The 12,326-nt window shown below is 60.8% G+C and carries 12 protein-coding genes and 1 pseudogene; 5 read left to right on the top strand and 8 right to left on the bottom strand.

Annotated features, from left to right (window positions below):
• Positions 1 to 6 precede the first annotated feature (6 nt).
• Positions 7 to 1,299, bottom strand: coding sequence for an efflux RND transporter periplasmic adaptor subunit (locus BG57_RS27975; RefSeq protein WP_229754120.1), 1,293 nt, complete (start codon positions 1,297 to 1,299; stop codon positions 7 to 9).
• Between the two features lie 1,407 nt (positions 1,300 to 2,706).
• Positions 2,707 to 3,891 (bottom strand): thiolase family protein, encoded by a 1,185-nt coding sequence (locus tag BG57_RS27970; protein WP_035970166.1) that lies wholly within the window; start codon positions 3,889 to 3,891, stop codon positions 2,707 to 2,709.
• A 34-nt stretch (positions 3,892 to 3,925) separates the two neighbouring features.
• On the opposite strand from BG57_RS27970, the gene BG57_RS33430 reads away from it, so the two are divergent.
• The gene (locus BG57_RS33430; RefSeq protein WP_167569277.1) at positions 3,926 to 4,180 is read left to right on the top strand and encodes a hypothetical protein; all 255 of its coding nucleotides are present in this window, start codon (positions 3,926 to 3,928) and stop codon (positions 4,178 to 4,180) included.
• Here the strand turns inward: BG57_RS33430 and BG57_RS27965 are convergent.
• From BG57_RS27965 to BG57_RS27945, 5 genes are all read right to left on the bottom strand, one after another.
• Positions 4,088 to 4,510: a MarR family winged helix-turn-helix transcriptional regulator gene (locus BG57_RS27965; RefSeq protein WP_035970165.1), complete on the bottom strand. Its 423-nt coding sequence runs from the start codon at positions 4,508 to 4,510 to the stop codon at positions 4,088 to 4,090. The two genes, BG57_RS33430 and BG57_RS27965, sit on opposite strands and share 93 nt — an antisense overlap.
• Before the next feature lie 197 nt (positions 4,511 to 4,707).
• A complete protein-coding gene (locus tag BG57_RS27960; RefSeq protein ID WP_035970164.1) occupies positions 4,708 to 5,112 on the bottom strand; it encodes a winged helix-turn-helix transcriptional regulator in 405 nt (134 codons plus the stop codon).
• Positions 5,113 to 5,147: 35 nt separating this feature from the next.
• Positions 5,148 to 6,158 (bottom strand): zinc-dependent alcohol dehydrogenase family protein, encoded by a 1,011-nt coding sequence (locus tag BG57_RS27955; protein ID WP_160174762.1) that lies wholly within the window; start codon positions 6,156 to 6,158, stop codon positions 5,148 to 5,150.
• Positions 6,128 to 6,520 carry a hypothetical protein gene (locus BG57_RS27950; protein WP_035970162.1) on the bottom strand — a complete coding sequence of 131 codons (393 nt, stop codon included), beginning with the start codon at positions 6,518 to 6,520 and terminating at the stop codon, positions 6,128 to 6,130. Before BG57_RS27950 ends, BG57_RS27955 begins: the two co-directional genes overlap by 31 nt.
• A gap of 28 nt (positions 6,521 to 6,548) precedes the next feature.
• On the bottom strand, positions 6,549 to 7,676 hold the full coding sequence (locus tag BG57_RS27945; RefSeq protein ID WP_052006047.1) for an oxidoreductase: 1,128 nt from the start codon (positions 7,674 to 7,676) through the stop codon (positions 6,549 to 6,551).
• Positions 7,677 to 7,924: 248 nt separating this feature from the next.
• On the opposite strand from BG57_RS27945, the gene BG57_RS27940 reads away from it, so the two are divergent.
• From BG57_RS27940 to BG57_RS27925, 4 genes are all read left to right on the top strand, one after another.
• The gene (locus BG57_RS27940; RefSeq protein ID WP_035970150.1) at positions 7,925 to 8,341 is read left to right on the top strand and encodes a MarR family winged helix-turn-helix transcriptional regulator; all 417 of its coding nucleotides are present in this window, start codon (positions 7,925 to 7,927) and stop codon (positions 8,339 to 8,341) included.
• A gap of 124 nt (positions 8,342 to 8,465) precedes the next feature.
• Positions 8,466 to 9,482, top strand: coding sequence for an aldo/keto reductase (locus tag BG57_RS27935; protein WP_035970149.1), 1,017 nt, complete (start codon positions 8,466 to 8,468; stop codon positions 9,480 to 9,482).
• Positions 9,483 to 9,570: 88 nt separating this feature from the next.
• Complete coding sequence (locus BG57_RS27930; protein WP_035970160.1) at positions 9,571 to 10,926, top strand: pyridoxal phosphate-dependent decarboxylase family protein; 1,356 nt, start codon at positions 9,571 to 9,573, stop codon at positions 10,924 to 10,926.
• 108 nt (positions 10,927 to 11,034) lie between these two features.
• On the top strand, positions 11,035 to 11,487 hold the full coding sequence (locus tag BG57_RS27925) for a hypothetical protein (protein WP_229754119.1): 453 nt from the start codon (positions 11,035 to 11,037) through the stop codon (positions 11,485 to 11,487).
• A gap of 271 nt (positions 11,488 to 11,758) precedes the next feature.
• On the opposite strand, the pseudogene BG57_RS32335 reads toward BG57_RS27925, so the two are convergent.
• Positions 11,759 to 12,326, bottom strand: a pseudogene (locus BG57_RS32335) (SOS response-associated peptidase family protein); the annotation flags it as partial.

Below are 12,326 nucleotides of genomic sequence, written 5' to 3'. Positions count from 1 at the left end.
TGCCTGTCATTGGCGTTGAGCTTCGGCGCGAATCGTGCCTTCGCGCGTCGTCACCTTCGTTCCGGGAGCGGCGAATGGCAAACCGCTGATGATCACCCTGTCGTCGTCACTCAGGCCGGATGTGATGACACGAAGGCCACCATGCATTTCGCCTACCTCAACGGGCTTAGGCGATACCATCCCTGCTTTGTCGACGGTCAAGACAACGTGCTGCGATTGATCAGGGAGGACTGCTTCGTCGGGGACCAGTAACTTCGGAACAGGCGACGTGACAGCAACCCGGACGCGAGAGAATTCGCCGGGAGTGAGTGACAGACCAGGGTTGGGAACAGTTGCCCTCGCATGTATGGTCCCGCTGGATCGATCGAGTACGTTATCGATGAAATCGAGCTTTCCGCGGCGCACGGTCTCGCTGTCAGTATCCGAATAGAGCTCGACGACATTCGACACCGGACCGTGGAGATCGCCTTGGTAACTCCGGAACTGCTTATAGTCGGACTCGCTCATATCGAAGTCGAGATAGATAGGGTCCAACGATACGAGCGTCCCCAACAAAGTCGTCGGACTGGAGCCCGCTCGACTACCGGATACCAGATTGCCTTCTGAAACGAGGTGACGGCCCATTCTTCCGGTGAATGGCGCGACGATGCGGCAATGATCCAGGTCGAATCGAGCGTCGCGGATCTCAGCGAGCGCGGCATCTACAGAGGCCTGCGCGGCATTGAATGACGAAGTTCGCTGCTCCACGCTCTCCACGGTGCCCGCATCATTTCGCTGAAGCTCCTCGGCCCTGGCGAGTTCCTGACGAGCTAGCACTAGGCGCGCATCCGCTGTCCGCTTGTTCGCCTGCGCTTGTGCAAGACGAATTTCATAGGGGACCGGGTCGATATTGAACAGCGGATCTCCCTTTCGAACGATGGCTCCATCCTTGAACAGAACCGCGGTCAGCGTTCCGCCCACCTGTGCTCGCAATTCCACTTGACTTACCGCGGAGAATTGCCCAAGGAAACCTAGACGAGATTCAACATCCTGCTTGAGGGGCCGGCTCACAGTGACTTCGTGCGCCGCGCTACCGGCCGCACCGGCCGGGGGACGGTGATTGGCGCGATAAAGATAGGCGCAGACAGCCGCCGTCACGACAAGCAAAACTGAAATTCGCACATACCTAGCCCAACGCCTTCCGGTGCGGGTGCTCACATCTTCGTACAGCGATTTGTTCTCGGTATCCACCCGTTCACCCCAATACGTTCGATTACTTCTCACCACTTGCCCGGAATGCTTCGCCGTCGTCAGCGTCAAAGCGAGCCTTCTTTCGACTTTGTGCTGGAAACCTGTCCGCGGTCGCTCGCACTGTCTCGGGAGCCCAAAAGAAATGCATTGCTTGAATCTCGTTTGTCGATGATCGTATCCGACAAGTGGTAAGCAATTATTCACGCTATAAGAATATTGAATGCCGTTCGCACCGGGCCGAACCGCTGATTTAGGCAACGGTGCCAACTATGCGCCCCCGCGGTTCACGACCGTCGGCGTCAGGATTATACGCACACGCCAGAATTTACGGTCGAAAGATCGGTCTTCTTTTTCGAACGCATCGCTGCGATCCGTTGTCCGTCGATCGCTTTTAGTCCTCAGAAGCAGGCGCAATCGACTAGGTTCGGGCAACGGCAAGCGCAAACCGCCAATTCGGTCCAGCGCAGGCGTTGCCTGTGACGCTGTATCGGTCGGATCGACCGACTAACGACGCCAAACTGTCTGCCATAGAAGAGACAGTATTGAATGAACTGAGTGAGCGTTAGAGACTTACGACAGAGGCACGAAAGACGCGTTGACGGTAACGGTCGACTCGCGCGGCGTTCGGCACAATAGAGCAAGGTCTCGAGGGAATGTGCCTGACGATCTACGCCGGCGCAGCGTCGGCGTGTCTGATGCGGGCTCCTATCGCATACGCCGCATACCTTTATCGCAGGGACCCTGACTTATGAGTTGCTGCGCTGGGGTGTAGTCGCCTCTGCCCTAATCCATCCCGCACAAATTGCATATATCTCGTCTCGACGTCCGATAGTACGCTCAGCGTAGCGGTCTGCAATTGATAATCGTAAAGGCACACCACTGCTGCAAGAGGTCCAGCCGCACGCTCACCTACCGACCAGTTACCTGTCGATCGTCCCTCGAGTGTCACAGCAACGATGGCCGCTTCGGCCGTATCAAAGATATCTTCGTCCTGGCGTCCGCATCCCTCGTCGCAAAGGAAACGACACAGGACGACAGACTGCATTAACAAGTGCGCCGATTCTTGACTTCCTTTCCCACGAAGAAGTGCGTCCAACGCGAGGTGTACCCGAAGAGCAACTTCGTTCGCCGCTGCCGCAGGCATACGGCGGTTGGTTTGATCGTGTTCTCGCATGCCTTGGCTTTCGCCGCGTAGATTACTGTCGCCGACCGTCAGATCGCTGACGGTTGCCCCGCTCGCCGTGCGATCGGTCAGGCGAGCAGGACTCATTCCCTCGCGCATTCTGCCGACGTGAGAGACAAGCATCGGAAGTGTGAATTGAATGCAACAGCGTAGGCCGCATCGGTCGATTGCATTCGGCTTGTATGACACGCGCTAAATGAGTAGAAGTCACGGACGACGACTCTTGCTTGAGCCGTTAGAACTTTCTAAGAAGTCGTAAGTCGCCGCCGGCGGTTACCACAGCGCGCCCGTTGTCATAGGGTTTCGAGCGCCAGCGCTATCCCTTGACCTCCTCCGATGCAAAGCGACACTATCCCGCGAGTCAACCCGTCACGTCGCATGGAATGGATCAGTCGCGTGACTAGGATTGCGCCGGTGGCGCCAATTGGATGCCCGTGCGCGACAGCTCCTCCTTCGACGTTCACCAGTTCGCTATCGATGCCTAGTTCGCGGATAACGGCAAGGGGTACTGCGGCGAATGCTTCGTTGATTTCGAACCGCTGCACTTCATTGAGTGCCCAGCCAACCCTCTCGGCCACCGTTCGGATTGCCGGGACGGGGCCCAGTCCGAACATGCCGGGCTCCACAGCGCTGACTGCGTACCCGGCCAAGCGGGCGAGTGGCTCAATGCCTGTTGCTTCCGCTTTTTTCCGCTCGGCGAGGACTAACGCGGCTGCTCCACTGTTCAGGCCAGGTGCATTTCCGGCAGTGATCGTACCTTCGGGCCGGAATGCCGGCTTCAGTTTGGCGAGTGCCTCAACGCTCGTATCCGGCCGCGGTGCTTCATCCTGCTCGAAGACGACCACACCCTTTCTTTCCGCAACCGACACTGGGACAATTTCCTCCCGAAAAAGCCCTCGTCTCTGAGCGTTGCTGAAGCGTTGTTGTGAACGGGTTGCCCACCGATCCTGGGATTCGCGCGTCAAGTGGAACTGCGCTACCAGATCTTCTGTATGCCATCCGGAGTGCTCTCCAGAAAAAGCGTCTTCCAGACCATCGCGTAGCAAGCTGTCGTAGATCTCGGCGTGGCCCATCCGGTAGCCCCAACGGCCGCCGGCGAGGAGGAAAGGCGCCATGTCCATGTTCTCCATGCCGCCGGCGACCATTGCGTCGCGAACACCAAGCCAGATCTCGTGTGCCGCCGAAACCACTGCTTGCGCCCCTGATCCACACACCCGGTTCACTGACAACGCCGGCACTGATACCGGGATACCAGCGTTGATCGAAGCCTGACGTGCAGGATTCATTTTGTTCCCCGCCTGCACGACGTTTCCCATCACCACCCCGCCCACTTGGCCGGCGCCCAAGCCGGAGCGCGCGATCGCCTCCTTAATAGCGGTTGCGCCAAGCTCCGTTGCAGGAACCGCTCGCAACGACCCATTGAAGCTTCCGATGGCTGTGCGAACGGCAGCACAAATGACCACATCCCTTCCAAGCATTTCAATCTCCATGTGAGCATTTAATAGCAACGAAATGAAGAATACCTATCGGTTCTTAGCCGGCGTCATTCTCGTTGGTGAGCACTTTCAAGAGACGGAGTTTGCATGGACGAAGTATGCGAAGTCGCACTGGCGCGGCGCTGAGCGCGGCGTCCCCACCCAAGCGAGCGCGCTCACGCCCGAGCCCAATTGCGCCTTACACCGCAATGGCTCGCAGTTCCTCGCGAACCGACTCTGCACGCGCTGCTCCGAACCGCCGCTCGAACTCCGCCTGCGCCGCACGCCATGACTCCCGCGCCAGGGTGTATCTGATCTGTCCTTCGACTGTGAGGGACAGGACATGTGTGCGACCGGCTCCCGGTCCTTTACTTGCCAACACTAAGCCTTCCCTTTGCAATGGCTTCACTGCGCGCACCAAAGTGGTCCGGTCCATGACCATCTGTTCGGCAAGTTCCAGCGTCGTTACGCCCGGGTACCGGGCAATCTTCGAGATGATGGAAAACTGTGCGGTTGTCAAACCAACCGCACCTAGGTAGCGCTCGTAAAGCTGCGTGACTCGCCGAGCGGCTTGTCGCAGCACCAAGCAGTTACAGTCGTCAGGAGGCTGCTCTGTTTCCATATGCCGAGGGTAACTGTGCATACGCACTATGTCAAGGTGATTTGTTGGCGGCAATCCGCCGGGAAGCATCGACCTTAGCGTCGACGCTTCAGGCGGCGAGCGCAGTGGATTACAGTCGTGGAAACTGGACGCGGATACGAAGGGGCGAGGTAAACATGACGATTCCCCGAATCAGTGGAGGAACAAATCGGCGCGGCTTAATCGCCACGATTACGGTAGTGCTCGCGCGCCTGCTTGATTTCGCCGTGACTCTGCTCGGCCCAAGCAATCAGCGTGGCTAACGGCGCCAGCATCGACTCACCGAGCGGCGATAGCCCGTATTCGACGGACGGCGGCTTAGTAGGAAATACTTTGCGGATGACTATTCCGTCTTCCTCGAGATTACGCAAGGCGTGAGTCAACGAGCGCTTAGAGATGTCGGGCACCGCACGCATCAACTCTCCAAAACGGCGCGGCCGCTCGGCAAGCGCCATCACCAGGAGCGTGCTCCATTTCTCTCCGAGGCGATCTAGCACGTCGCGCACTGGACATTGAGAGGCGATCACCGGCATGGCGAGCCAGCGTCGGTAACTATCGACGACCACATCATGGGTATCGGGCACGTTCCGTCCTGCGTGGGTAACGAAAGCCAACATCATCACACGCCAACCTTGTTCAGGGCGTCCAGATCGATCAACACTTTCCCTCCGCGCATCGCATGGGCCACCGCATCGCGGATGTGTACTAGCGGGTAGACCGCCGCGATGGGCTGGCGGATGCCGTCCTGTCGCAACGTCTCGAGCACCGATGCGAGCACGCCCGGTATGCGCGCCGCATTCTCTTGACGGCCCTCAAAGAAACCATAAACCGCGATCCGCTTGAAGATCAGATGCTGGGCCGAGATTGCCATCGGTTCGTGGCTCGCCGCGCCATAAGCCACCAGCGTGCCCTCGGGCGACAGAAAGTGTGCGAGCCGCCCCGAGGATGAGCCACCCACGCCATCGAGCGCAAGACGGACACGCAAGCCGGCAGGCAGACGGCCGGGCGACACGCTCGCGTCCTCGTCGAGCAACACGTGTTCGCAACCGGCTTGCCGTACCCGCTCGACGTCCGCTTGTCTGCGCACCAGCCCAATCGTATGAAGCCCACGCCGCGACGCAAGGCCGGCCACGCAATGACCCAGTCCCGAGTTCGCCGCGTTGTAGACGATTGCATCGCCGGGGGCCAGGCTCACATAGTCATCGAGCAGCATCTTTACCGTCACGAGATTGATGGTGGCCATCGCCGCCTGCTGCAAGTCGACGCCATCGGGGACGGGCGTCAATTGATCGAACCTCACGACGAGTCGCTCACGCCAAGTCCGCGCCATGAACGGCACCACCACAGCGGTGCCCGGCGCTAAACCGCTCACGCCTGAACCGCAGGCGAGCACAACTCCGACGCCCTCGTTGCCCAATACTTCCGGCAGCGCGGGCCGCCAATCGTAGACGCCGAGCGCCACCATCAGGTCGCTGACATTGACCGGGGCATAGCGCATCCGCACTAACACTTCGTCGGGGCCGGGATGTGGCGGTTCGGCAATCTCATGCAGTTCGATTCCGGCGACCGGATCACCATATGAGGTCAAGCGTGCGGCTCTCACACTCCTTCTCCTGAAGGCAGGAACCATGCTGGATCGCATTCGGCGCCGAGTTGTTCGCGTAGGCCGTTCGCCATCGACAGCACCGCATCGAGCGGGCTAAACGCGATATGCAGGTGCGTCACCCGTCCGTGCGCATTGCGCACCATGGATACGAGGCCCGACGCGGCGACACCGTCCACTAGCTGCGCGTCGTACTCGAAGTAGCTGCGCTCCCCCGCCGCGCCTAGAAACCGCGGCGTCTGACTGGCGTAGTGGCAAGCGCCCGCCTTGACAACGCGGGCAACCGTCTCGCGTCCATGCACAGGGCAACGCAACACTGAACTGATCAGGACGACGTTCTCCTCGAGATCGTCGAGAAACGGATGGGACTTGCGTGCGGCATCGGTCATCGCGGACTTCTCCCCTGGTCGGTTCGCATCAAGCATTGCCAGCAACTTCGGCGGCGGGAACGGACAGTGCAGCGGCGGCATCGCTCGTGACGAGGCTGCCTAGCGACGCGAGATCGAAACCGCGCAAGTCCGCCAATCGCCCTTCCCGTACCTTGTTCGGCCACGTTGGATCGGTCAGCAATGCGCGACCGACGGCGATCAGATCGAACTGGCCCTCGTCGATGCCACTACGCAATGCGTCGAGTCCAGCTGGGCCGGCGTTGCCGCCATTGCCCGTCAAGAGATCTGTGATGTCCGGACCGTCCAGACCCACCGACCCCACCGTCATGGCTGGCTTGCCGCTCAAACGTCGGGCCCAGCCGGCAAGGTTCAGCGGCGAGGGCTCGAACGCCGGCTCCCAGAAACGACGCTGCGAGGCGTGGAAGACGTCCACACCTGCGTCCGACAGTGCGTTGAGAATGACGCCGAACTCGTAAGGGTCGCTCGCGATTTTGGCGTCGAAGGCACGTTGCTTGAATTGTGATATCCGAAAAAGGATCGGGAACGACGGTCCCACCGCCCGACGCACCGCACGCACCACCTCAGCGGCAAACTTGGTGCGGGCGATCAAGCTTCCGCCCCAGCTGTCGCTGCGGGTATTGCGTCCTTCCCAAAGGAATTGGTCGATCAGGTTGCCGTTCGCGCCGTGAACTTCCACGGCATCGAATCCCAGGGCGCGTGCCGTGGCCGCCGCTTCGCCGAAGGCCGTGATCGTGTTCTCGATATCGGCCACGGTCATGCTGTTAGGCTCGTCGTTCGGCACTGCCGACGCTCCCAACAGCGCCGGATCGCGCAACGCACCCGCATGATGCAATTGCGCTGCGATCTTGCCGCCTTCATCGTGCACTGCCTGCACGACCGATGACCATCCCGCGCGTGCCTCGGCAGTGTGAAAGACCGGAATGCCCTGCACCTCGGCAGCAGCGGCGCGTTGCACCGCGACGGCTTCGGTGATGATGAGGCCGACGCCGCCGGCCGCGCGGGCGCGGTAATAAGCGAGCACATCGTCGCCGGGCACTCCGCCGGTGCAGAACCCGCGCGTCATTGCCGACATCACGATGCGATTCGGGATAGTCAGTGCATGAATCGTGAACGGAGTGAAAAGAACGTCGCTCATAAGCTTCCCTTGGTCATCCAATAAATGTGAACTCGAGACCGACTCCGACGTCGTTCCGGGGATCGACAGTGCGGTTCGGCCGGTTGTCTTGCCTCAAGACATGGTCTCAACTCGATACCTCCGCAGCTTAAGTCGCTATGTGACGATTGCCAAGAAGGCAGATCGGTTGCTCCTGGTAACGTCGTTTGCACCTAGTAGGTTGCACGCCACGATTGCCTGGCAGAAATTGCGGGTATATACTCGCGTTCATGAAAACGCCCTGTTTATGCACCGACCTTCGCCGCGCCTCCCGAAAATTGACTGAGGCGTACGACGCGGCGCTTGCGTCGTTTGAAATTAATATCGCTCAGTACTTTCTATTGCGAACCATCGCCGATCACCAACCGGTCAGTCTGACCCAGTTGGGTGCGCTCGTCGATCTCGACCGCTCGACGATCGGCCGAAACGTGAAGGTTCTCGAAAGTCGCGAGCTGACGCATATCGGCATTGATCCCGGCGACCAGCGGGAGCGCGTCGTGTCGCTTACTTCGGACGGCAAAGCGTTGCTGCGTCGCGCTACGCCGGCCTGGGATCGCTGCCAGGTCTCGGTGCGCGAGAAGATTGGGCTCAAAAAGGTTGAAGCCCTTCGTTCGATGCTTGCAGAGTTGGGCGAGGCAATCACTTAGGCGCACGCTTCTAAGCCGTACCAACGCGGGAAGGGCCGGACACCCTTGGCCGACCACGCTGAAGTAGTTCAGCATCCATTGCGGGTATATACCCGCATTCATCCGTTTCCTCAGGGAGTTGTCAATGAAATATCAGGGTTTTGGGCGTACTGGCGTGCGCGTATCGCAGATCGTTCTCGGTACGGCCAACTTTGGCACCCGCTGGGGCCACGGAGCGGACGAGGTGGAGAGCGCCTCCCTCTTCCAGGCTTACGCTGAAGCAGGAGGCAATTTCATTGATACGGCCGACGTCTATCAATTCGGGCAATCAGAGGAGATTCTCGGCACATTGCTGCAGGGCCAGCGCGACCATTTTTTCCTCGCGAGCAAATTCTCGAGCGGCGCGAGCGCCGTCCCCGACCGTCTCGTGACCGGCAATAGCCGCAAGGCAATGGTTGCGTCGGTGGAGGCAAGCCTCAAGCGCTTGAAGACCGACCGAATCGACCTGCTGTGGGTGCACCAGCCCGACGTGTTCACACCCTCGGAGGAAATCGTGCGGGGGCTTGATGATCTCGCCCGCGCTGGCAAGATCCTCTACGCCGGCCTGTCCAACTTCCCGGCGTGGCGCCTCGCCCGCGCCGTCACGCTTGCCGAGGTTACGCGCGCGACGCCGATCGCCGCCGCACAGTTCGAGTACAGTCTCGTGCATCGCGAACCCGAGGCCGACACGTTCGTAGCCTGCCGTGCCTTGGGCCTTGCGACGCTGACCTGGTCGCCGCTCGGCGGAGGGATGTTGACTGGAAAGTATCGCAACGGCGAATCGGGCCGACGTGAAGCGTTTGGGGGCGCCGTGTTTCAAGCCGAAGATTCGCGGCAGCGTACCGATGTGCTGGACACGGTGCTCGACATCGCTCGCGAACTCGAGGCCACGCCGGATCAAGTGGCCATCGCCTGGGTAGCGGCGCACGGGGGCCTGCCGCTTATCGGCCCCCGCTCACTTCCGCAGCTTGTCAGCAATCTGAGGGCGGTGAATCTGACGCTGAGCGCAGAGCAGCTTCAGCGACTAGACGAGGTCAGTGCGCCCCCAGCCAAGGTCGCCACGGTGGCCGCGGTATCCCACTCGAATGCGGACACCGAGCTGCCGACGATCCCCGTCGCGTGACGCACGGCGTTTTGCGCCTCTCCCACCTTGATCCTGCTTCCTCTACTACATGAGCACTTCCCTATTAGCCGCAGGCAGCATCGCCGACATGAAAGCAGGCGAAATCGAATTGATCGCCGACGCCGACCGGCGCGCGGCTCGGTATCTCGAGTCGGTTGAAACCCGGCGTGTCTTTCCTACGCCGGAGGCAATTGCAGCCTTGGCGGCATTCGATGAGCCGCTCCCCGAACAGGGGCACTCCGCACTCGATACATTAGCGCTGCTGGACGACGTGGGCTCCCCGGCAACGGTGGCGTCGAATGGGCCGCGCTATTTCGGTTTCGTTGTCGGAGCGTCGTTGCCCGGCGCGGCCGCTGCAGAGCGATTAATGCTGGCGTGGGACCAAGGCGCACCGCTCGCGATGGCGTCCCCGGTCAGTGCACGAATCGAGGCCGTGGCCAGCAACTGGCTGCTCGAGGCTCTCGACTTGCCGCGCGGCAGCGCCGTCGGCTTCGGCACGTCAGCAACGGCATGCGGGCTAGGTTGCCTTGCAGCCGCACGGCGCGCCTTGCTAAAGCGGGCGGGGTGGGACCTCGACAGCAAGGGACTGTACGGTGCGCCGCAAATCCGCGTGGTGGTATCGGCACGGATTCATGTCGTGGTGCTCAAGGCATTGCGCGTGCTGGGCTTCGGAACAGAGCAGGTGATCCCAGCAATGACTGACGCGCACGGCCGCGTCGATCCCGAACGCCTGCCGGAACTCGACGCCAACACCATACTTTGTCTGCAGGCCGGCGAGGTCAACACGGGTGAGTTCGACCCGTTCGCGACGTTGATTCCAAAGGCGAAGGCGCAAGGCGCCTGGGTGCATGTCGATGGTGCCTTCGGCCTATGGGCGCGGGCTTCCCGGACGTTGCGGCATCTTACGTACGGTGTCGAACTTGCGGACAGTTGGACCACCGACGGACACAAGTGGCTGAACACGCCGTACGACTGCGCAATGGCGATCTGCCGCGACCCCGACGCGCTGGCTGAGACCTTGAGCAGCGATGCTGTGTACGCCACCGGCTCGCGCTTGGCCCAGAAGAACCTTACGCTCGAGTTTTCCCGAAGGCCTCGCGGTATCAGCATTTGGGCCGCGCTGCGTACGCTGGGCCAAAACGGTGTGGCCGCGATGGTCGAACGTCATTGCTCGCAGGCGACACGATTGGCGCACGGCTTGCGCGATGCCGGTTTCGAAGTACTGAATCGCGTCGTTCTCAATCAGGTGTTGGTACGGGCAAAGGACGACGCGGAGACGGCCGCGATTCGGCAAGCGGTGGAGCAGTCGGGTGAAGCCTGGTTTGGTCCGGCTGTCTGGGACGGACGTCCTGCATTCCGCCTGAGCGTATCGTCGTGGCGTACCGACGAAGCGGATATCGAGCGGACTGTCGCTCTCATCAGGAACGCACGCGACAAGGCTTGACGTCGGCAAGCGGCACCCGTCTCGTGGGCGGCCGGCATGCGTGCCAACCCTAGCCATCTTGCGCCTGGCTGCAGTAAGTCCGACTAGCCGTCGACGAATTTTTTTGCGATGTCCGAACTATTCCGCTTGGAGCAACCGATGTCGCGGACATTTCTTACTCGACAGCAAATCTTCGACCAGAGCGTCGCCCACCTCCTCAGCCGGCGCAGCCGGTCGCTGTTGTTGCGCGGCGGCGGAGTTCATCGCGGAAAATGCGGCGGCTGCCCCGTCGGCGCACTGGTGCGCCCGAACGACTACCACACCTCGATGGAGGGCGTGCCCGTACGCTTCGTCCTGACCGAGCCGATGCGCATCCCGAGCTATATGGATGCGGACGTGGCGGCGCTCAAGCGCGCGCTGTTGCGGGCAAGGATCAACGTCTACTCTCAGGAAACCGTCGACCTGCTGAGCTGCCTGCAGAACGTACATGACGTATTCGACACGGAGGAATGGCATGATCGCCTTCGCTCCATCGCAAGGCAGTTCGGCTTGTCGACGCAAAGTCTGCAACAAGCTGCATAACGCCTTGGAGCGCCACATGACGAAGCGTGTCGAAGAGGACTTCGCGGCGTTGCGTTCGCAACGGCTTTCGCAGGGCTCTCGAACGACAACGTTTGCCTCGCCCTTGGCGCACCGGCCTCGCATTCGGTGAGGTCGACGTCACCTTCGCGAATCGCAGGGGCCAACTCAATTCTCCTCCCCGTAGGGCTGGCCAGCCGAATTGGTTCGCGTCGTTCAGTTCGGACTCGCTACGATGTCGATAAGGCGAAGGTCCGGGCTGCGTGATCAGCAGCTGGCCGTTGTTAGGCCAGAACTCCAGGACGACGGCCTCGCCCGGTGCCTGCGGTCCGTCGTGCGTTTCGAACAAGGTGTTCTCGCACTTCGCGCGCGTGACGTTTTCGTAGAAGACGTCGACCAGCAGCAGGCCGTGCGTATAACCAAAGCACGGCTTCCAGAACCTGTCCAGGCGGTCGCGCCGCGCTTTATAGGTGCCGGGATATTTGATGTCATAGTTCGCCGGCTTGCCTGCTATGCGGCATTGATAGCGCATCGGCTTGACCACGTACTGCCCGTCTTCGACCACGAGGACGGGCGCGTAGTACCCGGGAAAAATCCTCGAATCACGCGGCTCCGGCTCGCGTCGAACTTGTCTGTGGCAATGCGCTTGCTCTCGGTCGCCGGTTTGGTCACCTTCGTCTGCAACGTACGCTCCGCATCCACCAGTCGCGTGCGTTGCTTAAACAGTTCCTGTTCGAGTCGGGTCGCCTGCTCCGCGTTGAAACGATCGATGAGCGCCTTGATCTGATGCTCGTCATCGGTCGCGGGCTCCCGAAAGGCGTCTTCCATCGCCTTCGGGATCT

Source organism: Caballeronia grimmiae (genome assembly GCF_000698555.1).
Taxonomy (GTDB): Bacteria; Pseudomonadota; Gammaproteobacteria; order Burkholderiales; family Burkholderiaceae; genus Caballeronia; species Caballeronia grimmiae.
The sequence above is the reverse complement of the archived record's forward strand: the minus strand, read 5'-3'. Positions and strand labels throughout refer to the sequence as shown.